The 26,893-nt window shown below is 42.8% G+C and carries 23 protein-coding genes; 10 read left to right on the top strand and 13 right to left on the bottom strand.

Features of this window, described 5'->3' with window-relative positions; translation table 11 throughout:
* Positions 1-255 precede the first annotated feature (255 nt).
* From QZ379_RS05810 to QZ379_RS05820, 3 genes are all read right to left on the bottom strand, one after another.
* The gene (locus tag QZ379_RS05810) at positions 256-1,587 is read right to left on the bottom strand and encodes a nucleobase:cation symporter-2 family protein (protein WP_291560708.1); all 1,332 of its coding nucleotides are present in this window, start codon (positions 1,585-1,587) and stop codon (positions 256-258) included.
* Between the two features lie 33 nt (positions 1,588-1,620).
* Positions 1,621-2,193, bottom strand: coding sequence for a xanthine phosphoribosyltransferase (xpt, locus tag QZ379_RS05815; RefSeq protein ID WP_291560715.1), 573 nt, complete (start codon positions 2,191-2,193; stop codon positions 1,621-1,623).
* A 94-nt stretch (positions 2,194-2,287) separates the two neighbouring features.
* On the bottom strand, positions 2,288-3,205 hold the full coding sequence (locus QZ379_RS05820; RefSeq protein ID WP_291560721.1) for a fimbrillin family protein: 918 nt from the start codon (positions 3,203-3,205) through the stop codon (positions 2,288-2,290).
* Between the two features lie 134 nt (positions 3,206-3,339).
* Here QZ379_RS05820 and QZ379_RS05825 point away from each other — a divergent pair, with 134 nt between their 5' ends.
* Positions 3,340-4,761, top strand: a complete 1,422-nt coding sequence (locus QZ379_RS05825) for an alkaline phosphatase (protein WP_291560727.1) — start codon at positions 3,340-3,342, stop codon at positions 4,759-4,761.
* Positions 4,762-4,841: 80 nt separating this feature from the next.
* Here the strand turns inward: QZ379_RS05825 and QZ379_RS05830 are convergent, their stop codons facing one another.
* On the bottom strand, positions 4,842-5,567 hold the full coding sequence (locus QZ379_RS05830) for a helix-hairpin-helix domain-containing protein (RefSeq protein WP_291560733.1): 726 nt from the start codon (positions 5,565-5,567) through the stop codon (positions 4,842-4,844).
* A gap of 15 nt (positions 5,568-5,582) precedes the next feature.
* Positions 5,583-6,950, bottom strand: coding sequence for a sodium-dependent transporter (locus QZ379_RS05835; protein WP_291560746.1), 1,368 nt, complete (start codon positions 6,948-6,950; stop codon positions 5,583-5,585).
* Between the two features lie 91 nt (positions 6,951-7,041).
* Between QZ379_RS05835 and QZ379_RS05840 the strand changes: the two genes are divergently transcribed.
* Positions 7,042-7,434 carry a VanZ family protein gene (locus QZ379_RS05840; RefSeq protein WP_291560750.1) on the top strand — a complete coding sequence of 131 codons (393 nt, stop codon included), beginning with the start codon at positions 7,042-7,044 and terminating at the stop codon, positions 7,432-7,434.
* A gap of 81 nt (positions 7,435-7,515) precedes the next feature.
* Here the strand turns inward: QZ379_RS05840 and QZ379_RS05845 are convergent, their stop codons facing one another.
* Positions 7,516-8,490: an ROK family protein gene (locus QZ379_RS05845; RefSeq protein ID WP_291560761.1), complete on the bottom strand. Its 975-nt coding sequence runs from the start codon at positions 8,488-8,490 to the stop codon at positions 7,516-7,518.
* A 139-nt stretch (positions 8,491-8,629) separates the two neighbouring features.
* Here QZ379_RS05845 and QZ379_RS05850 point away from each other — a divergent pair, with 139 nt between their 5' ends.
* The 5 genes from QZ379_RS05850 (at position 8,630) to QZ379_RS05870 (ending at position 14,389) form a co-directional block, all read left to right on the top strand.
* The gene (locus QZ379_RS05850; RefSeq protein WP_291560792.1) at positions 8,630-9,349 is read left to right on the top strand and encodes an ABC transporter ATP-binding protein; all 720 of its coding nucleotides are present in this window, start codon (positions 8,630-8,632) and stop codon (positions 9,347-9,349) included.
* Positions 9,350-9,360: 11 nt separating this feature from the next.
* Positions 9,361-10,608: an ABC transporter permease gene (locus tag QZ379_RS05855; RefSeq protein WP_291560798.1), complete on the top strand. Its 1,248-nt coding sequence runs from the start codon at positions 9,361-9,363 to the stop codon at positions 10,606-10,608.
* Between the two features lie 2 nt (positions 10,609-10,610).
* Positions 10,611-11,855, top strand: a complete 1,245-nt coding sequence (locus tag QZ379_RS05860; RefSeq protein ID WP_291560805.1) for an ABC transporter permease — start codon at positions 10,611-10,613, stop codon at positions 11,853-11,855.
* A gap of 83 nt (positions 11,856-11,938) precedes the next feature.
* Positions 11,939-13,033 (top strand): efflux RND transporter periplasmic adaptor subunit, encoded by a 1,095-nt coding sequence (locus tag QZ379_RS05865; protein ID WP_291560810.1) that lies wholly within the window; start codon positions 11,939-11,941, stop codon positions 13,031-13,033.
* A 27-nt stretch (positions 13,034-13,060) separates the two neighbouring features.
* Positions 13,061-14,389, top strand: coding sequence for a TolC family protein (locus QZ379_RS05870; RefSeq protein ID WP_291560817.1), 1,329 nt, complete (start codon positions 13,061-13,063; stop codon positions 14,387-14,389).
* Between the two features lie 82 nt (positions 14,390-14,471).
* Here QZ379_RS05870 and QZ379_RS05875 read toward each other — a convergent pair whose 3' ends face one another.
* The 4 genes from QZ379_RS05875 to QZ379_RS05890 all read right to left on the bottom strand — a co-directional run bounded on the left by QZ379_RS05875 (position 14,472) and on the right by QZ379_RS05890 (position 18,940).
* Positions 14,472-15,311: a S1-like domain-containing RNA-binding protein gene (locus QZ379_RS05875; RefSeq protein ID WP_291560823.1), complete on the bottom strand. Its 840-nt coding sequence runs from the start codon at positions 15,309-15,311 to the stop codon at positions 14,472-14,474.
* An 88-nt stretch (positions 15,312-15,399) separates the two neighbouring features.
* Complete coding sequence (locus tag QZ379_RS05880; protein ID WP_291560829.1) at positions 15,400-16,050, bottom strand: ABC transporter ATP-binding protein; 651 nt, start codon at positions 16,048-16,050, stop codon at positions 15,400-15,402.
* A gap of 7 nt (positions 16,051-16,057) precedes the next feature.
* On the bottom strand, positions 16,058-16,783 hold the full coding sequence (locus tag QZ379_RS05885) for a tRNA threonylcarbamoyladenosine dehydratase (RefSeq protein WP_291560835.1): 726 nt from the start codon (positions 16,781-16,783) through the stop codon (positions 16,058-16,060).
* A gap of 3 nt (positions 16,784-16,786) precedes the next feature.
* A complete protein-coding gene (locus tag QZ379_RS05890; RefSeq protein WP_291560846.1) occupies positions 16,787-18,940 on the bottom strand; it encodes a cation:proton antiporter in 2,154 nt (717 codons plus the stop codon).
* Positions 18,941-19,073: 133 nt separating this feature from the next.
* Between QZ379_RS05890 and QZ379_RS05895 the strand changes: the two genes are divergently transcribed.
* From QZ379_RS05895 to QZ379_RS05905, 3 genes are all read left to right on the top strand, one after another.
* The gene (locus QZ379_RS05895) at positions 19,074-20,084 is read left to right on the top strand and encodes an aspartate-semialdehyde dehydrogenase (protein ID WP_291560868.1); all 1,011 of its coding nucleotides are present in this window, start codon (positions 19,074-19,076) and stop codon (positions 20,082-20,084) included.
* Positions 20,085-20,488: 404 nt separating this feature from the next.
* Positions 20,489-22,465, top strand: coding sequence for a histidine kinase (locus tag QZ379_RS05900; RefSeq protein WP_291560876.1), 1,977 nt, complete (start codon positions 20,489-20,491; stop codon positions 22,463-22,465).
* Between the two features lie 2 nt (positions 22,466-22,467).
* Positions 22,468-23,229: a LytTR family DNA-binding domain-containing protein gene (locus tag QZ379_RS05905; protein ID WP_291560879.1), complete on the top strand. Its 762-nt coding sequence runs from the start codon at positions 22,468-22,470 to the stop codon at positions 23,227-23,229.
* 57 nt (positions 23,230-23,286) lie between these two features.
* Here QZ379_RS05905 and QZ379_RS05910 read toward each other — a convergent pair whose 3' ends face one another.
* The 3 genes from QZ379_RS05910 to rsfS form a co-directional block, all read right to left on the bottom strand.
* Positions 23,287-24,126 carry a phosphatidate cytidylyltransferase gene (locus tag QZ379_RS05910; RefSeq protein WP_291560889.1) on the bottom strand — a complete coding sequence of 280 codons (840 nt, stop codon included), beginning with the start codon at positions 24,124-24,126 and terminating at the stop codon, positions 23,287-23,289.
* Between the two features lie 70 nt (positions 24,127-24,196).
* Positions 24,197-26,173 (bottom strand): ATP-dependent zinc metalloprotease FtsH, encoded by a 1,977-nt coding sequence (gene ftsH / locus QZ379_RS05915; protein WP_291560895.1) that lies wholly within the window; start codon positions 26,171-26,173, stop codon positions 24,197-24,199.
* A gap of 38 nt (positions 26,174-26,211) precedes the next feature.
* The gene (rsfS, locus tag QZ379_RS05920) at positions 26,212-26,571 is read right to left on the bottom strand and encodes a ribosome silencing factor (protein WP_291560901.1); all 360 of its coding nucleotides are present in this window, start codon (positions 26,569-26,571) and stop codon (positions 26,212-26,214) included.
* Between the last annotated feature and the right edge of the window lie 322 nt (positions 26,572-26,893).

Genomic DNA, 26,893 nt, shown 5'->3' on the forward strand with positions numbered 1-26,893 from the left:
TCCTGCTTCCCATAAGAAGTGGGTGGGGGAATTATGTACCTTTATCTAAGCTTAAATGAAAGAGCCGTGATCGACTCATGATATATAAAACTTACAAAGCTTGTCTTTTCAGTTTCGTCTGCAAGAAGTTTGCGTAACACGAACGTGTAACGGGCGGAACACGAACGTATGACGCCAACTATTTCAGGGTATAAAAAAAACGATGACCGCCCATAAGGAAACAGTCATCGCATAATATAGATATCTAAAAGAGTATTATTCCTTTATTCTTATCAGGATGTTAGCTAAAATAGCAGTAAGTCCACCGGTAGTAATACCCGAAGAGAAGATGTTCTTCACAGTTTCAGGCAACTGTGAAAGTATCTCCGGAACAAGCTCAACACTAAGACCGAAAGAGAAGCTCAATGCCATAACCAAAGTAGCCTTTCTGTCAATCTTCTGAGAAGCGATAATACGTATTCCGGCAGCTGCCACAGTACCGAACATCAGCAGAGTGGCACCTCCAAGTACAGGTTCAGGCATAAGCGAGAACACAAGACCTACAGCAGGGAACAGTCCTAACAGGATAAGGAATCCTGCAATGAAATACCCCACATATCGGCTGGCAACTCCGGTAAGCTGAATCATACCGTTGTTCTGCGCAAAAATAGAGTTAGGGAAAGAGTTGAAGATACCTGCAAGCATAGAGTTGAAACCATCGGCAAGGATACCTCCCGAAGCACGCTTTACGAACTTCTCCCCTTCTACAGGCTCGCCTGAGATAAGCGAATTGGCAGTCACATCGCCATATGCCTCAATGGCTGTGATAAGATAGACAAGTCCCAGACCGATGATGGCAGAGATATCGAACGAGATTCCGTATTTGAAAGGTACAGGAATGTTGAAACCGCCGTAGCTCTGTACTGACGAGAAATCCACCATACCCAAAGCCCATGCAACTACATATCCCACGAGAAGACCTATAACGATGGAACTCATACGGAGATAGCGGTTTGAACTGCGGTTGAATATTATGATAAGCACAAGTACAAGGGCTGCAAGTCCTACATGCTGGAATGCTCCGAAAGTACCGTCGTTCTGCGCCGTTACGCCACCTCCGCAGGCAGATATACCTACCTTGATAAGGCTCATACCGATAAGTGTTACCACGATACCTGACACCAGTGGAGTGATAATCTTACGTGTGTATTTCAATACGCGGCTGATAAGCATCTCCACAGTAGAGGCTGCTATAGTAGCTCCGAAGATAGAGGATAATCCTCCTGTCAGTCCGGCAGAGATGATAGGACCTATAAAAGAGAAACTTGTTCCCTGAATACAAAGAAGTCCGCAACCGATAGGTCCTACTCTCCTACATTGTATGAAAGTAGAAACGCCTGATGCGAAAAGTGCCATGGAAACAAGGAAACCTGTTGTCTCGATGTCAAGTCCCAATGCTCCGGCAATGATAAGCGGAGGAGTAATGATTGCCACGAAAATGGCCAGCAGATGCTGCAGGGCCGCAAAAATGGTGTCCTTCAAAGGTGGGCGGTCGTTAAGTCCGTAAATCAGCCCCTCGCCAGGGGCTACATTCTGTTCATTTTCCATTTTTTGATGTTAGTTTTTTGAGTTATTGGGTTTTTAATCTTCTTTTAGAACAATCTTGCAATCGTCAAGACTTTCAATAATCGCAAGCGATTCCACATGTACACCCATACTTCTGAGCTGTTCGCCTCCATGCTGGAATGACTTTTCGATAAGGAATCCCATTCCAACCAACTCGGCATCGGCCTTGTTTACGAGGTCGATAATACCTTTGGCGGCATTACCGTTGGCAAGAAAATCGTCGATGAAAAGCACTTTGTCGCCCGGACACAGATAATCACTGCTTACACAGACATCGTAGTTTCTGTCTTTCGTGAATGAATAAACCGTAGTGGTAATCATGTTCTCCATTGTGCTTGGTTTCTTCTTCTTGGCAAAAACCACAGGGAGTTCGAGCAAATAGCCCACCATAATGGCAGGAGCGATACCACTGGCTTCGATGGTCAGCACTTTGTTAATTTTTGTACTGGCAAAACGCCTTACAAATTCCACCGCCATGGATTTCATCAGAATAGGGTCCATCTGATGATTGATAAAGTTGTCAACTTTAAGGATACCACCTTCAAAACATTTTCCGTCGCGCAATATCCGTTCCTTCAGTGCTTTCATACTTGCAACTAATAATTAAAAGAGTTTCTAAATGATTTTGAAAGTGCAAAATTACAAGAAAATTCTTTATGTGTTACAATATAATGACAATATATTATGCAGAAGTACCAACTAATACTATATCATCGAGGGTTATTACGTTCCAATCGCTTACATCATTGCCCGTCATAATCAATTTGCCATCGACAAGTCTGAGAGTTATCTTATGAAAACTTCCTCCTGAAAAAGCTGTTCCCAGGCTTGCCCCGGCCTCATATTCCTGCCCGCTACGGATATAGCGTATGGTGAAACTCAGAGAACTGTCCAACGAAACTGGGTTTATCAGGACTGCTATGTCATGCGAAGGCAAATCCTCTATGGTAAGGACATCACCGCCAGGGCTGCCGGAAGCAATCATTCCTCCGGAAGCGGAATCAAACGAATAGGTATGGGGAGTTACTATTCCTTTACCCGTAAATGTACATCCGGTTATGGTAAGCGGATTCGACAAATCATCTCCCACAACGCTAAGATAAAGAAGCGAATAGACATGTTTCAGGGAATTATCACCGGAGAACGATACTGTTCCGTTGTTATCAGCATAGGACGCCACTACCCTGCCGACAAGAAAATCCTTATCGCCGATATCCTTCAGACTGCCGGACTGTTCGGACAAATCAGGCATCGGCACTGCATCAGGTGTCACTCCGGAAACTTCATCGCATGGATAATAGGCCAGAAACTCAAAATCATCCGTACGGTTTTCCCACTCTACTGATACGGAGGATACCCAACGCGAGTTCTGATATGACCACATCACAGGAGTATTCCCCGGCAGGACGAACATACCCAACTTATCGCCACCAGAGAATGTGACCGTTCCATCTGTTTCCGTAACGGTTTTAGTCTGGGATTTACCTCCAACTTCTACAAAAAGCCTTACAGCCATATCATCTTCGGGCGATTCAGACTGCTTGTCGCACGAAACGCAAAAAAGTAAAAACAGTACTGGTAGAATATATCTTTCAATCATAAAATAATCTGTTTGTAATATTCAAACTCCAAAACATGCGCAATGTACCACTCAGTATAAAAAAAAACGCTATAATTTGATATTCTGAATATTATTGCTTACATTTGTTCGAATAAAAAAACAAACATATCATTATGAAAAAATTCAATCTTTTATTTGCTCTTGTATTACTTTCGTGCAATTGGAGCTTTGCGCAACAGGCCAAATATGTATTTTATTTCATTGGCGACGGAATGGGTGTAAATCAGGTTCAGGGAACTGAGCTTTTCCAGGGTGAACTCAAAGGAGAAATAGGCATCTCTCCGCTATGCTTTACACAATTCTCGGTATCTACTGTGGCTACTACATTTTCTGCCACCAACGGTGTGACGGACTCGGCAGCTGCCGGAACTGCCTTGGCTACAGGAAACAAGACCAAGAACGGTGCCATAGGAGTATTGAAAGACTTGGAAACACCGGTAAACAGTGTTGCCGTATGGGCAAAAAACAGTGGCAGAAGAGTCGGTATCGCAACAAGCGTCAGTGTAGACCATGCTACTCCTGCTGCCTTCTATGCTCACGAAGCCGGACGAAGCAGCTATTATAATATAGGTGCCGACCTGTACAGAGCCGGATTTGATTTCTACGCAGGTTCAGACTTTGTAGAACCGGAAAACAAAAAAGACAAAAACGCTAAAAACCTCTACAAGATGGCCGACGAATATGGTTACTGCATAGCCAGAGGTTATAATGAATATACAAAGAAAAGCGACAAAGTTGACAAAATGATTCTTTTCCAGAGCAAGGAAGCATCGGAGAAAGACAGAAGCGCCATTCCATATGCTATTGACAGAACAGAAAAGGATTTGTCGCTCGAGGATATCACACGTTCAGCCATCGACTTCCTGTCGAAAGATATGAGCAAGGGGTTCTTCCTGATGGTAGAGGGCGGAAAAATAGACTGGGCTTGCCACAGCAATGATGCGGCAACAGCTTTCCGCGAGGTACAGGATTTTGATAATGCAATCAAAATAGCTTATGAATTCTACAAGCAACATCCGGACGAAACTCTTATTGTAGTGACTGCCGACCATGAAACAGGCGGTATAGTATTGGGTACAGGACAATACAAACTCAACCTGAAAGCTCTTGAAAGCCAGGAAATGAGCGAAAGCGGATTCACAAAGGTACTGAATGCTATGCGCAAGAAATACAAGAACAATGTTCCATGGGAAGCTGTAAAAGAATCTTTGGAAAAGAATTTCGGCTTCTGGGATGAAATAAAGCTGACCGAGAAACAGAAGGAACGTCTTTTAAGTGTCTATGAAAAGACTCTGAAAGGCCAGAAGGCAAAAATGGAGAAAAGCGAATATGCACAGGATGAAGCTCTTGCAGCGGAAGCTAAACGTATAATAAGCGAAACTGCCCTCATAGGATGGACCAGCGGCGGACACTCGGCCGGATATGTACCTGTGTTTGCCATCGGTGCAGGAGCCGGAAACTTCAGCGGCAGACTGGATAACACTCAGATTCCGGCACTGATAGCGAAAGCTGCCGGATATACTGTGGAGAAATAAATGTTCATCAGCCGTTCGCCAACCGTTCAGTAAACATTCACTGAACAGCCGGTGAACGGCTGATAAACTATAATCACGGATTATTCAAATGTGAAATAATGGCTTAGTCTGCTTATATCCCCGTCGGAAAATTCCTTGAACATCGATATCTGCGACATCCCGCTGATGCGTCCGCGTTTGCGTCTGAAGTCGACAATTGCCTTTGCCTTATGGAAATCCATATATGGATGGGAACGCAACTCTTCTATACTTGCTTTATTGACATTTATCTTACGGAAAACATCTGATTTCACCTGAAACCACACGAGTAAAGTAGAGTCTACATATTTTACCTCAAGAAGCTGTCCGACATCATAAAAACCTCCCAAACGGTTTCTGTAACTTACTATATTTTTGGAAATGACTCTTCCTATACCGGGTATCTTTTTCAGAATTGAAGTATCAGCACTGTTCACATCTATGACAATTCCGGCAGAGTATTTTTCCTGTCCGGGAAATCTCAATGAGTCTTTCTTTGGCTTCCTTACCTCATACACAACAGTATCCGGGGATTTCTTTTTCTCAAATGCTGTCCACTCATTCTTTCTGTAAGTCCTGTTCTTATAATTCCGTTCGCGTTCCTGCCTTTCCTTTTCAATCTTACAATAAAGGGAGTCGGCTATGAGCAATGGTTCTGCGGCAATTTCCACCTTGTCCTTGTTCGCCTTCTCTCCTACCATCAGAAACAGAAGCAGAACAAGGATAATCAGCAACAGCACAATAACTCTGCGCTGACTGCGTGTATAGAAGAACCAGTCTTTCCACATATCGAGAATTATCAGTTAGAATAATCCCAATTCATTGAGGAAGATAAGCATTATGCCCAAAGGTGCTATAAACTTCAGAATAAAGATATACAGAGGATAATATGTCGGTTTCAAAGCACCATAGTTGGTAGCCTCTCCCTTGACAATAGCCTTATTGAGCACCCAGCCTACAAAAATGGCTGACAACATACCGGAAACGGGAAGCATAATTTTTGCAGTCAGATAATCGAGGGCATCGAAGAAATTCATGCCTGCTATCTTGAATCCGCTCCATTCGCCCAATGCCAATGATGAAACCACACCTATCGTCCAGCAGCCTAAAGATACTATAGTAGCTGCCCTTCCTCGCGTAAGCCCGAACTTTTCGTGAAGAAATGCTGTAGAAACCTCATGAAGCGAAATGGTTGATGTCAATGCTGCCAACGCAAGAAGCAGATAGAATGCCATGGCACATACAATAGCAAGGAATGGTACTGCGGAAAAAGCCTGCTGGAAGACATTCGGCAAGGTTATGAATATCAGCGAAGGACCTGAACCAGGATTTATACCTACGGAGAATGCTGCCGGGAAAATGATAATGCCTGCCAGAATAGCTACAAAAGTATCTATTATACCTACGCTCATCGCTGTGTGGCCAAGTCGTGTATCCTTGCCGAAATATGAAGCATAAGTGGACAGACATCCCATACCAAGGCTCATGGAGAAGAAAGCCTGACCCATGGCACCGAGGAAGACTTCAGGAGTCACCTTACTGAAATCAGGCTTGAAAAGGAATTCCAGTCCCTTCTCCGCTCCGGGAAGCGTAACGGAACATATCGCCAAAAGAACCACAAGTATAAAAAGTACAGGCATCAGAACCTTGGAAGAACGCTCGATACCGTTCTTTACTCCCTTCACTATCACAATGTGGGTAAGAAGCATGAAGACAGTAAGCCATATTATCGGACGCAAGGGGTCGGAAGAAAACTCATTGAACATGGCTATAAATCCTTCGGCATTCTTACCTTCGAATCCTCCTATGGCTGCCTGAAGCAGATACTCCAAAGTCCATCCTGCCACAACCGAATAATATCCCAATATAAGAAAACCGGTAAGTACACCGAGATAGCCTACCCACTTCCATTTCGTTCCCGGTGCCAACACACTGAACGAACCTCCTGTACTTGCCTTTGCGCTACGGCCTATGGTAAACTCTGCCACCATAATAGGCAGACCGAATATAAATATACATCCTAAATATATAAGAATGAAAGCTGCACCACCGTGATTGCCTGCCTCGTATGGGAATCGCCATATATTACCCAATCCCACTGCCGAACCTGCCGCCGCCAATATCGCTCCCAATTTACTTCCAAAACTAACTCTGTCGTGATGATGTTGCATAAAAAACATATTAAATGATAAATAGAACTGTTTTACGGCACAAATGTACGAAAAATATCATATTTTTGGCGAGAAAATTAATATTTACAACATGATTACATATTTAAAGCGTTATCCGCTGTCTATTTTAGTAATAGCTGCAATATTGTATCTGTCGTTTTTCAAACCACCACAGACATCCATCAGCGAGATAAAGAATATAGACAAAGTGGTTCATATATGCATGTACGGAGGACTGACCGTAATACTGTGGTCGGAGCATCTCAGACAGCATTTTCCCTTAATCAGGAAGCATCTGATAATCGGTGGAGTAATATGTCCTATTATTATGAGCGGACTTATAGAGATAGGACAGGCCACACTCACGGAAACAAGAGGTGGCGACTGGATGGATTTTCTGGCAAATATCACCGGAGTAGTATTGGGAAGCATCTTCAGCTATTATGTATTGCGCCCATACATATGGAAGAAACGTAAAAACTGATAATTACGGATATAAAGAAAGTGCCCATCAGGCAATGTCAATATAAAACCTGATGAGCACTTGAAATATAAGAAGAAATCTTTAGTCTTCCTTAACTTCCCAACCTAATGCACTTGCACCGAGAACGGCAGCATCGGCATCCTTAAGCTGTGAAAGTAACAATTTAGTCTTACCGGCATAAATCTTAAGAACATTCTCATCCATAGCTTTCTGGATAGGCTTCATGATAAGATCGCCAGCCTTTGCAAGACCACCGAACAGGATGATAGCTTCCGGACTTGAGAATGCAATAAAGTCAGCCAAAGCTCTACCGAGAATCTTTCCTGTATATTCGAAAATATCCTGAGCAAGTTTATCGCCTTTGATTGCAGCATCATATACATCCTTCGAAACAATTTCTTCTGCAGGAATTTCTCTAAGCAAACTTGGTTCAGAACGTGCTACAAGGAATTCGCGTGCTGTACGTGCAACACCTGTAGCAGAACAATAAGTTTCAAGACAACCCTTGCGTCCGCATCCGCAGATACGACCGTCGCGTTCTACAATCACGTGACCAAGCTCACCGGCAAAACCATCGTGGCCATATACCAGCTGGCCGTTTACTACGATACCACTACCTACACCTGTACCAAGTGTAATCATGATGAAATCTCTCAATCCGCGTGCAGCGCCGTAAGTCATTTCACCGATTGCAGCTGCATTGGCATCGTTTGTAAGAGCTGTAGGGATTCCCAACTTGTCTTCAAACATGGCAGCCAAAGGAATAACTCCCTTCCAAGGAAGATTAGGAGCGAACTCGATTGTTCCTTTATAATAGTTACCGTTAGGCGCACCTACACCCATTCCTTTAAACTTCTCAGCACCGCCAAACTGCTGCAAAAGAGGGATAAGCTTTTTGCAAACAGCATCTACATATGCTTCTATTTCATCGTATTCCTGAGTTTTGATTGAATCGGAAGCCAAAACGTTTCCACGAGAATCAACTACACCGAAAACGGTATTAGTACCGCCGATGTCCATACCAACCACATAGGGTTTTTCCATATTTACAGTCATGACATTTATTGTTTAGGGTTAATTATTGAGACAAAAATATACAATTGGCAATAATCACACAAATTTTTCAAATAAATATTAATCCGAATATATAAGTTTTTTCATAAATTAGCCGCGTATTTACTAATCCACTGACAAAATGATTCATCTGAAAGACATAAACAAGACGTATCACAACGGTGCTCCTCTTCATGTATTGAAGGGTATAAACCTTGATATAGAAAAAGGGGAATTTGTATCTATCATGGGAGCATCAGGTTCAGGAAAGTCCACATTACTTAATATACTGGGAATACTTGACAACTATGATACAGGGGAATATACACTGAACGGTGTGCTGATAAAGGACCTCAGTGAAACCAAAGCTGCCGAATACAGAAACAGAATGATTGGGTTTATATTCCAGTCGTTCAACCTGATATCGTTCAAGAATGCGATGGAAAATGTTGCACTTCCATTATATTATCAGGGAGTGGGCAGAAAGAAAAGAAACGAACTCGCAATGGAGTATCTTGACAAATTGGGACTGAAGGAATGGGCACACCATATGCCGAACGAACTCTCAGGAGGACAGAAACAGAGGGTCGCAATAGCAAGGGCCCTTATCTCCAAACCGGAAATAATACTGGCCGACGAACCTACAGGGGCGCTTGACAGCAAGACTTCTGTTGAGGTAATGAACATTCTGAAAGAGCTTCACGAGAAAGAAGGACTTACGATAATAATAGTGACTCACGAGAGCGGAGTGGCGAACCAGACTAACAAGATAATCCATATCAAGGATGGTATAATAGAAAAGGTAGAAGACAACATAGACCACAACGCATCACCTTTCGGCAAGAACGGATTCATGAAATAACACATAGGGAAATGACAGATCTTATTCAGGAAATATACGGAACGATAATGCGTAACAAGCTGCGCACGGCCTTGACGGGATTTGCAGTAGCTTGGGGAATATTCATGCTTATTGTCCTTTTAGGAGCCGGAAACGGACTGATACACGCATTCGAAAACCAGTCGGCAGACATGAAGATGAATTCCATGAAGATTTATCCTGGAGTGACATCGAAAGCCTACAACGGACTAAACGAGGGAAGAAACATATCTCTGAATGAGAGTGACATGAAAATCACCTCTAAACGTTTCAAGAACAATATTACCACTGTAGGAGCAACCACAAGCCATAGCGGAATACTTACTTACGGGAAAGAAAATGTAAGCATAACCATCAACGGAGTATTCCCGAATCATATGGAAATGGAACCTATGAAACTCGTAAAAGGAAGGTTCATCAACAAGCGCGATATGGAGGAAATGAGGAAAGTGATAGTCCTTCATCAGAAAACGGCAGACATTCTGTTTCCAAAGTCGGAAGGAATAGGTAAATATATTACTTCGCAGGGGGTTATGTATCAGGTAGTAGGAATATATTCCGACCAGAACAGTTTCTCGCCAAGCGCGTTGGTTCCGTTCAGTACTCTACAGCTGATTTACAGCAAAGGCGACAGTATAGAAAACATTATATTTGCCACCGAAGGGCTTACCGACCAGATGAGCAACGATGAGTTCGAGAAACAGTACCGTGCTGCAATAGGCAAAAACAATAACTTTGCTCCTGACGACGACAGCGCGATATGGATATGGAACAGATTCACACAATATCTGCAGCAACAGTCGGCTACTAATATCCTCAACATTTCAATATGGGTAATAGGTATATTCACCCTGCTGAGCGGAATAGTGGGTGTAAGCAATATCATGCTTATAACTGTGAGGGAAAGAACTCATGAATTCGGAATAAGAAAGGCTCTCGGAGCAAAACCGGCCTCCATACTATGGCTTATCATCTCGGAGAGTGTTGTCATAACCACATTTTTCGGATATATAGGAATGGTGGCCGGAATAGCAGCTACGGAATATATGAATGTAGTAGCCGGAAAGCAGATAGTAGATGCCGGTGTCTTCTCGATGACATTCTTTGAAAACCCGACTGTAGACATAACGATTGCCATACAGGCCACACTGACACTTATCATAGCCGGAACACTTGCCGGACTGTTCCCTGCAAGAAAGGCTGTGATGATACGACCTATTGAAGCACTTAGAGCAGACTGATTATGAGAAGATTTGATTTGGATACATGCGAGGAAATATTCCTCACCATAACAAGAAACAAGACTCGAAGCCTGCTTACGGCTTTCGGGGTTTTCTGGGGTATATTCATGCTTGTAGCTCTTATGGGCGGAACAAAAGGTGTACAGGATCTTATGGCAAAGCAGTTCGTAGGATTTGCCACCAACTCCGGCTTCATGGGTACAAACCAGACAAGCAAGGCATACAAAGGTTTCCAGCAGGGACGCTTCTGGGAACTTACGAATACCGATGTGGAAAGAGTACGCCGAAGCGTACCGGAAATAGAAGTTGTGACTCCAAACATTACAAAATGGGGAATAGACATGGTCTACAACGAAAACAAGACTTCCGGCACTCTGAAAGGTCTTTATCCAATATACGCAAAGATAGAGGAACCGCAAATCACGATGGGGCGTTATATCAACGATATGGATATTGTGAACAAAAGGAAGGTGTGTGTTCTTGGAAGCAGAATATTCGAAAGTCTTTTCCCAGACAAGAACAATCCATGTGGAAAATACATTGAGGTGAATGGAATTTACTATCAGGTGATAGGTGTAAATATGGCTGCCGGAAATATGTCAGTACAGGGACAGGCGGAAACATCTATCATTATTCCTTTCTCCACTATGCAGAACAACTACAATTATGGCGACAAGATACAGATGCTCAGTTTTACGGTAAAGAAAGGATATTCTGTAAGCGAGATTCAGAAAAAAGTGGAATCTGTCATCAAACGTGCACATAACGTACATCCGGACGACAAGCAGGCTGTAATCAGCGTAAACGCTGAAGCCATGTTCGGCATGATGGACAATCTGTTCTCAGGTATAGAGGTTCTCGGATGGATGGTCGGACTCGGTACTCTACTGGCAGGAGCCATCGGCGTGAGCAATATCATGATGGTGACAGTAAAGGAAAGGACTACCGAGATAGGTATCAGAAGAGCCATCGGAGCACGTCCCAATGATATACTGAGCCAGATTCTTACAGAGAGTATGGTACTTACGATAATAGCCGGAATGAGTGGAATATCTTTTGCGGTATTCCTGCTAAATATTGTAGAACAGGCACTCTCCTCTCCTACATCCGCCGCACACTTCCAGATAAGTTTCTGGGGAGCTATCGGAGCTTGCATATTACTGCTGATATTAGGTCTGTTGGCCGGACTGGCACCTGCCTTCCGTGCCATGGCAATAAAGCCTATTGAGGCTATCAGGGATGAGTGATGGAGAATTAATAATTAAGAATGAAAGATTAAGAATTAAACAGTCAAAGGTCAATAAACTTAAAAACTCAAAAACCAAATTATATGAAGAAATTTATCAGAATAGGTATAATGGTAGTCATAGCACTGCTGTTCCTTGGAACTTTCGTATATCTCTATCAGAAATCACAGCCAAAAGACGTTGAATACAATCTGTCTAAAGTAGTCAAGTCCGACATAGTTCAGACCACTGTAGCAACAGGAAAGATAGAGCCTCGAGATGAAGTACAAATCAAGCCACAGATTTCGGGTATCATATCAGAAGTCTACAAGGAGGCCGGCGAGAACGTGAAAAAAGGAGAAGTAATAGCCAAAGTTAAGGTTATCCCTGAATTGGGACAGCTCAACTCGGCAGAAAGCCGTGTACGTCTGGCTGAGATGAACGGACGTCAGGCCGAGATTGATTTGGAAAGAATAGAAAAGCTGTATGAGAAGAAGCTCGTAAGCACTGAAGAGTATGAGAAGACACTGCTCACTACAAAACAGGCTCGCGAAGAGATACAGGCTGCAAAGGATAACCTGGAAATCATAAAGGAAGGTATCACAAAAAACAGTGCCTCGTTCAGCAGTACACTAATCCGTTCCACTATCGACGGGCTTATCCTCGATGTACCTATCAAGGTGGGTAACTCTGTTATCATGAGTAATACTTTCAATGACGGTACTACCATCGCAACCGTAGCCGATATGAGCGACCTTATATTCCGCGGAAATGTAGATGAAACAGAAGTAGGGAAAATAGCAGTCGGAATACCTGTAAAAATCACATTAGGAGCATTGCAGGACATGGTTTTCAGTGCAACCTTGGAATACATTTCGCCGAAGAGTGCGGAAAACAACGGTGCAAATCAGTTTGAGATTAAGGCTGCAATAAATGTTCCTGACAATGTTACAATCCGTTCAGGCTACAGCGCCAATGCAGAAATGGAACTTCAAAGAGCAAACAATGTTCTCAGCATACCGGAAAGCGCACTCGAATTCAAAGGCGACTCTACCTTTGTGTTCCTGCTTACAGACAGCGTATCCGGCCAGAAATTCGAGCGTAAGACTGTAACTACCGGAGTAAGCGACGGAATAAACGTAGAAGTAAAGTCAGGACTTAAGGAAAATGACCTTGTCCGCGGACTCAAAAAAGAATAATGTGAAACAGTTTAACAAAGAACTGATATGAAGAACAGAATAATGACAGCTTCTGCACTGATGGTTCTGCTTTCTGCCAATGTCTGCGCCCAAGAGAAATGGGACTTGGAGAAATGTATCACCCATGCCATAGAAAACAATCTCAGCATAAAGCAGCAGGAAGCATCGAAGGAGCAAAGTGCAGTAGAGCTTAACACTGCAAAATGGAGCAGACTACCAGACCTGAACGGTAGCGCATCACACTCTTTCAATTTCGGACGAAGCCTTCAGGCCGACAATACATACAAGAGCCTGAACACACAGAATACGGCATTCAATCTGAATACAAGCATTCCGCTTTTCACCGGATTGAAAATCACACACAATATCGCACTTGCCAAACTGAATCTTCAGGCTGCTACCGAGGATTTGAGCAAGGCCAAGGAGGATATAAGCATACAGGTAGCCTCAGCCTATCTTCAGGTTCTTTTCAACGAGGAACTTGCGCAGGTGGCACATCTGCAAGTGGAACTGAGTAAGGAAATGCTCGCACAAAAGGAGGCATATTTCAAGACAGGCAAAGCATCTGAAGCCGAATGGCTTGAAGCAAAGTCAAGAGTGGCACAGGACCAGCTTTCGGCCGTACAGGCTGACAACAATTACAAACTGGCCTTACTCGATTTGAGCCAGCTGCTTGAACTGCCTTCACCGGACAATTTCTCTATAGTATCTCCACAAGCCGACATGGAAGAATATATGGGCAGCATTACTTCGCCTACAGATCTCTACAACCATGCTGTACTGTTCAAACCTTCCATCAAAGCAGCCCAATACAGACTGGAAGGTGCAGCAAAATCTGTCAAGATAGCGAAAAGCGCATACTATCCACAGCTCAGTTTCGGAGCCGGTCTGAGTACAAACTACTATAAAGTGGCAGGTATGAAAAATTCACTGTTCGGTTCTCAGTTAAGGGACAACTTCAGCCAATACTTCGGATTTCAGTTGAACATCCCTATATTCAACCGCTTCAGCACAAGAAACCAGGTGAGAAGCGCACGCATACAGCAGAACACACTGAACTGGCAGCTTGAAGACAGCAAGAAAACTCTCTACAAGGAAATACAGCAGGCATACTATAACGCCATAGGAGCTGAAAGCAGATATGAAAGCAGCCTTACTGCCGACCAGGCTGCGGAAGCTTCTTTCAATCTGATGAAAGAGAAATACGCGGAAGGCAAAGCAAACGCAACGGAATACAACGAAAGCCGTACAAGTTGGATGAAAGCCATATCAGAAAGGCTTCAAGCCAAATATGACTATATATTCAGAACAAAGATTCTTGACTTCTACAGGGGGGTACCTCTGACTCTGAAATAAAAAGTCATATTCACAAAACGCACAAAAACGACAATATCTGACAGTCCTGAACTGATAGAATATTGTCGTTTTTTTATTATCCTTAAGCCAAGCGTATTCCCTGCTCACCTTCAAGCACTATAAGGCGTTTCTTGTATAGGTCGCCTACAGCTTTCTTGAATGTCTTCTTGCTGACACCGAATGTATTGTAAATAACATCGGATTCTGTCTTGTCATTCAAAGGTGTGGAACCGCCGTTGCCGCGTATGTATTCCAAAAGAGTGTCTGCAAAATCCTCTACCTTCTTCACTCCACCCTTCTGAAGTTCAAGGTCTATTTTACCGTCCGGACGTACCTGTTTTATATAAGCCGGCATCTTCATACCTATACGCACATCGGTAAATATCTCGTTCTTGAAAATCATACCGCCGAATTTATTGTCGACGATGACTTTATATCCAAGGTCTGTTTTCTGCCATATCAGGATTTCCACTTCATCGCCTGCATTATATTCAGGCATGTCCTTAGACAGATATTTCTCTATTTTTGCTGATGCAACGATACGATAGCTGTCCTCGTCGAGATGAACATGAACCACATACGAATTTCCTTTCAGCATCTTCATCTTCTGTTCGCGGAAAGGCACGAAAAGGTCTTTCATCAATCCCCAGTCGAGGAAAGCGCCATACTGATTCACCCATGCCACTTCAAGACAGGCAAACTCGCCTACCTTAACGTAAGGCTGTAAGGTAGTTGCTATCAGACGCTCGTCCATATCGAGATAAATAAACACATTCAGTACGTCACCAGGCTTGCATCCCTGAGGTACATAACGTGTAGGCAACAGTATCTCGCCATCTTCGCTGCCATCAAGATAAACCCCGAAATCTACTTCCTTTACGACTTCCAGAAGGTTATATTCTCCCAATTTAATATGACTCATAATATATATAGTTGTTGGTTTTTAGTTGTTAGAACTTAAGTTTGATTGTCCTAATTCTTAATTATTGATTTTTAATTATTCATTAACACTAAACTATCCTTCCGTCCAGCATATGAATGGTACGGTCGGTCTGACTTGCCAGTCCTTCATCGTGGGTGACAATTACAAAAGTCTGGCCAAGTTTGTCGCGCAGTTCAAAAAACAGGTTGTGCAGTTCCTCCTTGTTCTTAGTGTCAAGACTTCCGGACGGCTCGTCGGCCAATACCACAGAAGGATTGTTCATCAAAGCCCTTGCAACGGCTACCCTCTGTTTCTCACCTCCGGAAAGTTCGGCCGGCTTATGCGATGCACGGTCCGAAAGTCCGAGAAACTTCAGCATATCGAGAGCCTGCCTGCGTGCGTCATGAGCCGACACACCTTTTATCATAGCCGGAATGGTGACATTCTCAAGTGCGGTAAACTCCGGAAGCAACTGATGGAACTGGAATACGAAACCTATCTCCCTGTTTCTGAAAGCTGAGAGTTCCTTCTCCTTCATACGGCTCACGTCTGTACCGTTGATTATCACACGTCCTGAATCAGCCCTGTCGAGTGTTCCTATTATCTGAAGCAATGTGGTTTTACCCGCACCGCTCGGACCTACGATACTTACCACTTCACCCTTGTCGATATTAAGGTCTATTCCCTTGAGAACCTGAAGTTGTCCGAAACTTTTTGTTATTCCTTCTATCTGTATCATCGCTTAATCAGATTTTTCGTATTACATATTCTGCCAGATAACATCCGAACACGGCCGGCATATAGCTGACAGTACCTGTAGTAGACTTTTTGTTCTGTTCGTTATCTATCAATATAACAGCATTCGGGTCGGCCTGTTCAGTGCTGAACACTACCGGCAGCTTGCGTTTCATACCCATTTTCTGCAAACGCTTTCTCACTGCCTTGCTCAGTCCGCAATGATACGTTTCCCACAAATCGGCAAAACGCACCTGAGTGATATCGCTCTTTGCTCCTGCTCCCATACTGCTGACTATCTTTATACCGCGCTTCAGTGCATTATATATAAGGTAGCATTTGGGCGCAACCGTATCTATGGCATCTACAACGAAATCAAACTTCGCACTGTCCAACAGTTCCGGTATAGCCTCATCCTTCAGATATACAGGAAGTACTGTCAGTTCCAGGTCCGGATTGATATCCTTGAATCTCCCGGCAAGCACTTCCGCCTTCGGACGTCCTATCACAGAATGCAAGGCCGGCAACTGTCTGTTTATGTTGCTCGGCTGTACGGTATCGGCATCCACTATTGTCATCTTCCCTACTCCGGCACGGCAAATCATCTCGGCCGCATATGCTCCTACTCCTCCAAGGCCCACAACAAGCACGTGCGAGTTTCTGAGATGCTCCATCCTGTCCTTTCCCAACAGCAGTTCCGTGCGCTGCTGCCACTCTCTATTATTTTCGGTATTCATCTGTTACTCTTTCTTAAACCATTTATACAGGTTACTAATCACAGTATCGTATGCCGTCGAACTGACTGCGCGTCGAGGTTCTGAGAACGACATGATTTCTTCAGGGTCACCCCATGTGTCAGGGTAAATCATCAGCAGACTGTTGTTCGAGAAATATCTTGAAATCTGTCCCGGAAGCTGGTCGAAGGACTGCTGGTGAGATATAGAACCTTTACGGGCCGAAACTATCACGAAGAGATGGTCGTATGCCATCTGGCTCGTAAGCAGCAGCAGGTCATCCCAATCTTCAAGCACGGAATACATAGAGAAAGTATTGGCTTCTTCTCTGTTTATTATCCTTTTCAGATATGCCAATGTCTGTTCGGAAGCATAGAAATATACCCTGCATCCCAAAATCTTACCCATGCGGCACATCTGTACCACCCACTTGGAGAAACCGGCCTCGAATTCTGCCTGCTTCGGCACTGCCACGATTATACGCCTCAACGTATTGACAGGAACAAGGAATTTGGCAATCATAACCTGTCTGTGAGTGCCTGAAAGCAGGTTTTCTGTCATTGTTCCGAAGAATGAATCAAGCATGTTTGTCTTTCTGTGAAGACCTATAATGATATCAGTGATGTCATTCTCCCTCGCCGTATGAATGATACCCTGTGCGATATTCATATCGTATCTCAACACCGTTCTGACAGAAGTATCTGCGGCCGATGCTATGATTGATGTCTTTTCCAGATTTCGTTTCGACATCATTTCCTTGGCCTCGGATGTATTGTTGTCATTAATCACGCTCAGGGCTACAAGCTCTTTCTTCTGTTTAGGATGCTTTATCATAAGCGTCATATTCACCAAGCCTTCTATCGTATCAGGATTGGCCACTGAAATCATGAAATTCTCCTTGTCATTTTTCTTCTTGTCTGTATCTGCCTCGCCGTTATGCTCTTCTGCCACTATACGTTTTGCAGCACGTTCGGTCACCACAGAACTTATAATGCAGGTGAAGAGAATCATCACGACAGTACCGTTCAGCACATCGTCGTTGAGCAGTCTTTCGCCCGTAGGGAGAATAATATCATGACCGATAAGCACTGCAGCCAGTGTTGCGGCAGCCTGAGCATTACTCAATCCGAAAATCAGAGTGCATTCGCTCTTTTTCATCCTGAAGGTTTTCTGCGTAATCCATGCTGCAAGCCATTTGCTGATAGTTGCAACCACCGTCATAACAACAGCCACTTTCAACGCTTCGCCTTCTGTGAAAAGACAGCGCACATCTATTATCATACCCACTCCGATAAGGAAATAAGGAATGAACAGCGCATTACCTACAAACTCCAGACGGTTCATCAGCGGAGACACATGAGGTACATATCTGTTTATCACCAGACCGGCCATAAACGCACCGAGGATACCTTCCATTCCGACAAGCTCCATAAGTCCTGCTCCAAGGAAAACCATCGACAGGACAAAGACGAACTGCATCACGCTGTCATCGTATTTGCGGAAGAACCAGCGGCAAAGACGCGGCATACCAACGATAATCAATGCTCCAAGTGCAAGAACCTTCACCACAAGCAGCACCCAGTACATACTGCCTACGGTTTCTTCCTTATACATACCGCCTATCACGGCAAGCACGGCCAACGCCAAAAGCACTGTCACGGCCGTACCTCCAATGGTTATACTCACGCTTCGAATCCTCGCCAGACCGTATCGGCTTATTATAGGATAGGCTATCAGCGTATGGCTGGCATACATACTTGCCAGAAGCACCGAAGTGACCAGTGAGAAATCCAGCAGCCACATACTCGTAGCGATACCCAAAGCCATAGGGATGACAAATGTCCAGAATCCGAACACAAGACCTTTGGTCCGGTTCTTCTTGAAATCGTCCATATCCATTTCCAGACCGGCAAGAAACATGATATAAAGTAGTCCTACCTTGCCGAAAAGCTCGAAGCTGCTGTCGCGTTCCAATATATTGAATCCGTATTCGCCGACTATTACACCTGCCAATATCATACCTATGATATGAGGTATTCTGAGTTTACCCATTATAATAGGAGCAAACAGTATAATGACAAGCACCAAAAAGAAAATCCACGTAGGATCAGTTATAGGAAGGTTGATACCAAGTCCGGTTAAGCCAAGCAAATCTTTCATAAACATTTAATATATATACAAATTGAGACAAAAATATAAAATTTCTCGCGATTTTTCTACATGATATTCCAAAATATTCTATTTTTGCGGACAAAATGATGTTTTTATTAACAATTAAAGTTTAAAGAAAAAAATGAAAGTAGCAATTGTCGGTGCGAGCGGAGCCGTAGGACAGGAATTCCTGCGTGTGCTCGAAGAAAGAAATTTTCCTTTGGATGAATTAGTTTTGTTCGGTTCTTCACGTAGTGCAGGACGAAAATACACATTCCGTGGAAAAGAAATCGAAGTCAAACTTCTGCAGCACAACGATGATTTTAAAGGTGTAGACATCGCCTTTACTTCTGCCGGTGCCGGTACTTCAAAAGAATTTGCAGAAACAATCACCAAGTACGGAGCAGTAATGATAGACAACTCAAGTGCTTTCCGTATGGACAACGATATACCATTGGTAGTTCCTGAAGTTAACGCTGAGGATGCACTGAACCGTCCTCGCGGTATCATTGCAAACCCTAACTGTACTACTATACAGATGGTTGTAGCTCTTAAGGCTATCGAAAACCTTACACATATAAAGCGTGTTCACGTATCAACATATCAGGCTGCCAGCGGTGCGGGTGCTGCCGCTATGGACGAACTTTACGAACAGTATCGTCAGGTATTGGCCAACGAGCCTGTAACAGTTGAAAAGTTCGCTTACCAGCTCGCCTTCAACCTGATTCCTCAGATTGACGTGTTCACAGATAACGGATATACAAAAGAAGAAATGAAGATGTATAACGAAACACGCAAGATCATGCACTCTGACGTTAAGGTAAGTGCAACTTGTGTACGTGTTCCTGCTCTTCGTTCTCACTCTGAAAGCATCTGGATTGAAACAGAACGTCCTGTATCAGTAGAAGAGGCTCGCGAGGCATTCTCTAAGGGCGAAGGACTTGTTCTTATGGACAATCCTGCTGAAAAGGAATATCCTATGCCATTGTTCCTTGCAGGCAAGGATCCTGTTTACGTTGGTCGTATCCGTAAGGATTTGGCAGACGAAAACGGACTTACTTTCTGGATTGTAGGCGACCAGATTAAGAAGGGTGCCGCTCTTAACGCAGTACAGATAGCAGAATACCTTATCAAGGTTAAGAATATCGGATAATCAGAAGATTAGAATACCGGATATAGCCAACGCCGGCAGGACATCAGGTCTTGCCGGCGTTCTTTTTTTGCGTTTCGTCATCAATGAGATTTTTCTTCGGCACAGAAACCGTAACACGTACGTGTCACGCGTGGAACACGAACGTGTAACGGGCGGAACACATACGTGACACGCGCGGAACACGAACGTGTTCCGCTATCTATGAAAAAGCGTTTCATAATCTATGGACGCACATCTGCAAATTTACGTTTATACAAAATCTATAAAAGTATTATTTTTATCCCAAATATATAATTATACTTTTTGCATTCTATTGTGTTTTTTTATTCCTTTGTAGTATAAAAAAGGAAAAGAAAACCATGTATAAAACTTTTTATTTTATTATATCTCTGCTAATACTTCCAATGATATATACCGGTTGTATTTCCAAAAAAGAAACTACTACAGACGGTAAAGAAAACGAGAATTATATAGCACAAGTTGAATCATTGATAGGGGTAAATCCTAATATCACTGTAAGAAAAATAGACAGTATATTGCCTGGAACAGACACAGACGAACGCTATAAGCTTCTTCTGACGAAATCAAAAGCCATGCTGTTTCTGTCTGAATATGATTCTGTGAGGATTTTGCTTGACAGTATAGAAAACCATTACAACATGACGAATCAGGAAGGAATGGCGGACTACAATATGCTGTCAAGAGTGAACAACATGTGGGGAAACTTCTATAGCAGAAGGTCCATAATCGATTCTGCCATAGTTTATTTCCGGAAAGCATACAGGTATTCATCCCATATGGGAGCATCGCAGAGCCTTGTAGACATCTCCATCAATCTGGCAGACGCATATGTGAGAAGCGGTAAATTCGATATGGGTGCATACTGGTACAGAAAATCGCTGCTCCTTTCGGACACACTTATGATAGCTGAAACCAAACGTTTTCCGTCGTACTACGGACTCGCGCAGGTATATATGGAGCTGCGCGACTACAGTCAGTGCGACCATTACTATGATTTGTCCGGACGTTTTTACGACCAGATGCTGCCATACGAAAAACATATATATCTGAACAACAGAGGAAACTCCTATTATTACCGTGGCGACTATCCCAAATCCTTAGAGTATTTCCGCAAGATAATGCAGCTGACGGACAAGCGTAAGGATATGGACTTCGAACGCAATCTGACAAAGGTAAACATGGGAGAAGTGTTTCTGCTTATGAACGAAACAGATTCTGCCTCTATCTACCTTGAAGACTGTTATTCTTTCTTCAAGAGCATAAATCATATCTCTGCACTGTACTACATCGAAACACAGCTCATAGAGCTGGCTCTGAAGAAAGGGAACGTAAAACAGGCATCGGAAATTCTATTAAAGGCAGTAAAACCTAAGATGATAGAGCCCAACATGCTGCACATCAGAAACAGATATCTGCAGCATTATTTCGAGGAAAAAGGCGACTACAAGCAGGCGTATTATTTCCAGAGAGCCAATGCATTCATTGATGACTCCATAAGAAACGAACGGATAAAAATGCGCTCGGCAGAAATCTCACTCAAATACAGACAAGACAGTACGCTGATGAAAAAGGAAGTTTTCATAAAGGAAAAGGAAAACCAGGTTATCGTACTGCGCCAATGGATTACGGTTCTGTTCCTCGGCATGCTCCTGATAATATCCGCATCGGGATTCTTTATCATATACAGAAAGCGGAAAATCGACATGAAGATTTGGGGAATGCAGGCCGATATCAGTTCACTGAGGCTTGAAAGCGTGAGAAACAGAATTTCACCACACTTCATATTCAATGTCCTGAACAGGGAAGTGGCAAAATATACTGACGACATCGACAAAAGCAATCTCGTCAATCTGTCCAAACTGATACGCAAGAATCTCGAACTTACAGGCCAGCTGTCCATCAGCCTTGCCGACGAACTGGATTTTGTCCGTACATATATATCAATGCAGGAACAGAATATGGGGGACGATTTCTCATACGAGATTTCGACAGATGACAGAACAGACTGCAAGGATATACTTATACCGTCCATGCTGATACAGATACCGGTGGAAAATGCACTGAAACACGCTCTGAAAATCAAGGAAGGAAACAAAAGACTATGGATTAAAGTATGGAAAAACGATGATATGATTAGAATTACCGTGACAGACAATGGCGGTGGATTCAGACCTAACAGTGCAAACCGGGGAACAGGCACGGGACTGAAAGTGATAACACATACAATACAGTTGCTTAATATGTATAACAAAAAACCTATTCAGATGAAGATATCAAACGTCAGTCTTGAAAATGATGAAACGGGCTGTGAAATCAGTTATTCAATTCCTGAAGGGTATTCATATAAAATCAGAAAATAAGTATGGCAGTTTTTTTCAAGGTTGCAATAATAGATGATGAGCGAGATTCAGCCAACGCCCTTGTCGAACAGCTGAAAAGATTTCCAAGATTCCATGTGGAGGGTGTGGCAGCAAATGCGACAACAGGGATAGAGATGATAAAAGATGTCATGCCTGACTTACTCTTTCTGGACGTAGAACTGCCTGAAATGTATGGCATGAAACTGCTGTCGGAAGTATCGGACGACATTACATGGACTATGAGGGTGGTGTTTTACACGGCTCACGATAAATACATGATAAATGCCTTAAGAAACAGTGCTTTCGACTTCCTTCTGAAACCGATAGACAAAAAGGAGTTTGAGATTATGATTTCAAGATTCCTTCTGGAATACGAAATAAAGGCTGTACAGGAGGAAAAGCCTGTGATACAGGATACAAACCGTGAATCTTCATTCATGGTAATACTGCCTACAGGGGAAATGCGCATGGTAAAAACTGCTGATGTCGGATTCTTCAGACATATCTCTGACAGGAAAATATGGGAGGCCGTACTAGTGACGGGTGAAAGCGTAGCTCTCAGAAGGAATGTTTCGGCTGATTTTCTCTGTTCGTTCAACAAGAGTTTCATCCAGGTACATCAATCGTACATAGTGAACATGGATTATCTCGTGATGATTCAGGATAATTATTGTATCCTCTACCAGCCTTTCGAGAACGTAAAAGAGGTGACAGTGTCACGAAAATACAAAAAGAACCTTATGGACTATTTCTGTATCTTCTAAAGTTATAACACGCTGAGAAAAAATATTAGAAACAGAATAGAATTTACTTATACATCATTACAGCATGGAAATGATGTATAAGTAAACTACAGAAGCCGGAACAGCCAGCAAGGTACTGTCAAACCTGTCCAACAGGCCTCCGTGTCCGGGCAGTATATTGCCGGAATCCTTTATACCTATACTTCTCTTGATGAGTGATTCAACCAAATCACCCCATGTACCGAATACAACTATCGTTACCGCAAGTCCTATCCATTCAGCCATAGTCAATATAGGAAAGTACTTGGCTATCACTACAGCACCTATAATACTGAATGCACAACCTCCGAACCAGCCTTCCCACGATTTCTTAGGTGATATGCGCTCAAAGAGTCTGTGTCTGCCGAAAAGCACACCTGTACAATAGGCTCCGGTATCGTTTATCCATGTGAAAATAAAAATCGACAACGGAAGGATGTAACTGTAAACGGAGCTTTCTGATTCGCCTGAAGAGAAGAAAGCAAGTATGTTCAACATTGCAAACGGCAAAGCTATATACAGCTGTGCCATCATGGAGTACGCAATATTGTTTACAGGATTCTCTTTCTTTTTGTATAGCTCACTAATGAATACATATAACAGCAGGAACAGATACGGAATCAGAATTTCTGTCGAGCCCGGCGATACTCCAAGGTATGCAAAACCCAAAAACAGAAATACGCCGGACAGCATGGCTATAGGCCTGTTAATCTGTGCCAGACCGCTCTTCTCCATAATATTCCCAAACTCATTGATAGTCATTGCACATATTATAGCAAACAGCACAGAAAATGGTATTGGACCACTCAGTATGCATCCCACCAATACGGCAACGAAGACAGTACCGGTTAAAAGTCTTATAATAAAATTTTTTTTCATGGTTTAGGGAATATATTTGTTGTTCCTTATTGCGTTATATTTATCCTACAGTTTTTATTTCTGTACCTGTTTAAACAGCTTCTTCCTGTTTATCCTCTTCTTTACTTTCAATACCTTTCACTTCCGGTCCTTCAACCTGTGTTTCGGCCATAATCTCTTCCGAACGTGAGGCCCAAGGACGCTTACCGAATATAGCTTCTACATCTTCGGCAAAAATCACTTCTTTCTCTATAAGCAAGTCTGCCAATTTATTATGACCTTCGCTATGCTCTGTAAGAACAGCTTTCGCACGTTCATACTGCTCTGCTATCATCTTCTTCACTTCGCTGTCTATAAGTTCGGCAGTATGTTCGCTATACGGTTTGTTAAAACTGTATTCATCGTTATTATAATAGCACAGGTTAGGCAGCTTATCACTCATACCTGCATATGCTATCATTCCATAAGCCTGCTTTGTAACTCGCTCAAGGTCATTCATCGCTCCGGTAGAAATCTGCTTGATAAACAATTCTTCAGCAGCACGTCCTCCAAGGGTAGCACACATTTCGTCAAGCATCTGTTCCTTGGTAGTGATTTGTCTTTCTTCAGGCAAATACCAGGCAGCTCCAAGAGCTCTTCCTCGAGGAACTATAGTAACCTTAATCAATGGATTGGCATATTCGAGGAACCATGATATAGTGGCATGTCCTGCCTCGTGCAAGGCAATAGACCTCTTTTCGGCCTGAGTCATAACCTTAGTCTTCTTTTCAAGACCTCCCACTATTCTGTCGATGGCAGCCATGAAATCATCCTTGCTGACAGACTGTTTGTTATGACGTGCTGCAATAAGTGCTGCCTCATTACAAACATTGGCTATATCGGCACCGCTGAATCCCGGTGTCTGTCTTGCCAATAAATCTATATCAACGGTATCATCAAGTTTCAAAGGACGTATATGAACGCCGAACACTTCTTTTCTTTCGTTCAAGTCAGGCAAGTCAACATGAATCTGTCTGTCGAAACGTCCTGCTCTAAGCAATGCCTTATCAAGGATATCGGCTCTGTTGGTAGCAGCCAATATAATGACACCACTGTTTGTACCAAATCCGTCCATTTCTGTAAGAAGCTGATTAAGAGTGTTTTCTCTTTCATCATTTCCACCCATACTCGGATTTTTACCTCTGGCACGACCAACGGCATCGATTTCGTCGATGAATATAATACATGGTGCCTTTTCCTTTGCCTGTCTGAACAGGTCGCGCACTCTTGATGCACCGACACCTACAAACATTTCAACGAAATCCGAACCTGACATTGAGAAGAACGGAACATCAGCCTCGCCTGCAACAGCCTTTGCCAAAAGAGTCTTACCTGTTCCCGGAGGGCCTACCAACAAAGCACCCTTTGGAATTTTACCTCCAAGTTCAGTATATTTCTGCGGCTGTTTCAAGAACTCGACTATTTCCTGCACTTCCTGCTTGGCAGCAGTCTGTCCGGCAACATCCTTGAATGTCACTCTGTTTGCACCTTTTTCAAAAAGCTGAGCTTTGCTTTTACCGACATTGAACACATTTCCTGCTCCTCCTCCGTTGCCGGCTCCTCCCATGCGGCGCATGATGAAAATCCATAATCCAACAAAGAATACAATAGGAAGGAGATTCCAAAATACTACTCCAAAATAGTCGCTGTCCTTTTCATATTCTATGGAACCGGTAAAATTACCATTCTTTTCTTCTTCGTCAAGAAATTTTTCCAATGACTCCATAGAACCAACAAGGACCTTTACAGAAGGACTTCTGCCGACTTTATTGGCATCTTTCTTGAAAACATCAACTATGTTTTCAGGCTTGATGAACATATCTACAGTGTTGTTGTCGTATGCAATGATTTTATCAGCATAGCCTTTTCTTACCATATTCTTGAATTCAGTATAAGTAATTTCCTTACTCATACTTCCTTCATCACTTGTAATATATAAGAAGCCTATAACCATAGCTATAACGATATATAACCAACTCAGATTCGGTTTAGGCACATTAATCTTTGGTTTATTAGTATTATTGTTCATGTACAGTCGAAAATCTTAAATTGTAAAATGAAAATTTATTAATCCAAATCAGGAATTCTTGTCAGCTTTGCATCGGCCCACAAATGTTCCAGATTATAGAAATCCCTCTGCTCAGGAAGGAATACGTGTGCTATTATCTCTCCGTAATCGATTGCCACCCACTGCATGTTCTTTATCCCGTCGATAGCAAAAGGCTTAACTCCTGCTTCAATCCTGACATAGTCTTTTATGGAATCTGTAATAGCTGCAACCTGGCTTGGCGAATTACCGGTGCATATAACGAAATAATTACATATAGAGTCGTCAATTTCAGTAAGGTCTGCTATCACTATATTTTTACCTTTCTTCTCTTGAATGCTTTCTTTTATTTTTTCTAATAAATTCTTGGTTTCGTCCATTATCTTAAAAATATATATACTCTTTTTATTAATTGTATAGCAAATATACTTGCTTTTCTGTATTCCGCGAAATATAGATGAAGTTTTCTTTTATATTTTGTATTTTTTAGAGCGAATTTCATATTTATTCTCTATCAAAAGAGGAAAAAGCGAGGAAAACACGATTTTTTTCGAAAAAAAAACGGCAAAACTATTTGAATGTAACAAAAAAGTTGTACCTTTGCAGCGTCAAACAAAAACGGATGACAAACAACATAAATATTGGGCTATGGTGTAATGGTAACACAACAGATTCTGGTCCTGTTTTTCTAGGTTCGAATCC

Source organism: Bacteroides sp. (assembly GCF_019417265.1).
Taxonomy (GTDB): Bacteria; Bacteroidota; Bacteroidia; order Bacteroidales; family Bacteroidaceae; genus Phocaeicola.

What these genes read in the sequence shown, in the direction of transcription:
- QZ379_RS05880 (WP_291560829.1), bottom strand. Translation starts at nt 16,050, where the DNA reads ATGATACAGATAGAAGGAATAACAAAAAGTTTCGGACAACTTCAGGTT.
- QZ379_RS05845 (WP_291560761.1), bottom strand. Translation starts at nt 8,490, where the DNA reads ATGACTGTAAATATGGAAAAACCCTATGTGGTTGGTATGGACATCGGC.
- QZ379_RS05910 (WP_291560889.1), bottom strand. Translation starts at nt 24,126, where the DNA reads ATGAAAAAAAATTTTATTATAAGACTTTTAACCGGTACTGTCTTCGTT.
- QZ379_RS05810 (WP_291560708.1), bottom strand. Translation starts at nt 1,587, where the DNA reads ATGGAAAATGAACAGAATGTAGCCCCTGGCGAGGGGCTGATTTACGGA.
- QZ379_RS05895 (WP_291560868.1), top strand. Translation starts at nt 19,074, where the DNA reads ATGAAAGTAGCAATTGTCGGTGCGAGCGGAGCCGTAGGACAGGAATTC.
- QZ379_RS05850 (WP_291560792.1), top strand. Translation starts at nt 8,630, where the DNA reads ATGATTCATCTGAAAGACATAAACAAGACGTATCACAACGGTGCTCCT.
- QZ379_RS05825 (WP_291560727.1), top strand. Translation starts at nt 3,340, where the DNA reads ATGAAAAAATTCAATCTTTTATTTGCTCTTGTATTACTTTCGTGCAAT.
- QZ379_RS05855 (WP_291560798.1), top strand. Translation starts at nt 9,361, where the DNA reads ATGACAGATCTTATTCAGGAAATATACGGAACGATAATGCGTAACAAG.
- xpt (WP_291560715.1), bottom strand. Translation starts at nt 2,193, where the DNA reads ATGAAAGCACTGAAGGAACGGATATTGCGCGACGGAAAATGTTTTGAA.
- ftsH (WP_291560895.1), bottom strand. Translation starts at nt 26,173, where the DNA reads ATGAACAATAATACTAATAAACCAAAGATTAATGTGCCTAAACCGAAT.
- QZ379_RS05870 (WP_291560817.1), top strand. Translation starts at nt 13,061, where the DNA reads ATGAAGAACAGAATAATGACAGCTTCTGCACTGATGGTTCTGCTTTCT.
- rsfS (WP_291560901.1), bottom strand. Translation starts at nt 26,571, where the DNA reads ATGGACGAAACCAAGAATTTATTAGAAAAAATAAAAGAAAGCATTCAA.
- QZ379_RS05830 (WP_291560733.1), bottom strand. Translation starts at nt 5,567, where the DNA reads ATGTGGAAAGACTGGTTCTTCTATACACGCAGTCAGCGCAGAGTTATT.
- QZ379_RS05875 (WP_291560823.1), bottom strand. Translation starts at nt 15,311, where the DNA reads ATGAGTCATATTAAATTGGGAGAATATAACCTTCTGGAAGTCGTAAAG.
- QZ379_RS05900 (WP_291560876.1), top strand. Translation starts at nt 20,489, where the DNA reads ATGATATATACCGGTTGTATTTCCAAAAAAGAAACTACTACAGACGGT.
- QZ379_RS05885 (WP_291560835.1), bottom strand. Translation starts at nt 16,783, where the DNA reads ATGAATACCGAAAATAATAGAGAGTGGCAGCAGCGCACGGAACTGCTG.
- QZ379_RS05890 (WP_291560846.1), bottom strand. Translation starts at nt 18,940, where the DNA reads ATGAAAGATTTGCTTGGCTTAACCGGACTTGGTATCAACCTTCCTATA.
- QZ379_RS05835 (WP_291560746.1), bottom strand. Translation starts at nt 6,950, where the DNA reads ATGCAACATCATCACGACAGAGTTAGTTTTGGAAGTAAATTGGGAGCG.
- QZ379_RS05905 (WP_291560879.1), top strand. Translation starts at nt 22,468, where the DNA reads ATGGCAGTTTTTTTCAAGGTTGCAATAATAGATGATGAGCGAGATTCA.
- QZ379_RS05840 (WP_291560750.1), top strand. Translation starts at nt 7,042, where the DNA reads ATGATTACATATTTAAAGCGTTATCCGCTGTCTATTTTAGTAATAGCT.
- QZ379_RS05820 (WP_291560721.1), bottom strand. Translation starts at nt 3,205, where the DNA reads ATGATTGAAAGATATATTCTACCAGTACTGTTTTTACTTTTTTGCGTT.
- QZ379_RS05860 (WP_291560805.1), top strand. Translation starts at nt 10,611, where the DNA reads ATGAGAAGATTTGATTTGGATACATGCGAGGAAATATTCCTCACCATA.
- QZ379_RS05865 (WP_291560810.1), top strand. Translation starts at nt 11,939, where the DNA reads ATGAAGAAATTTATCAGAATAGGTATAATGGTAGTCATAGCACTGCTG.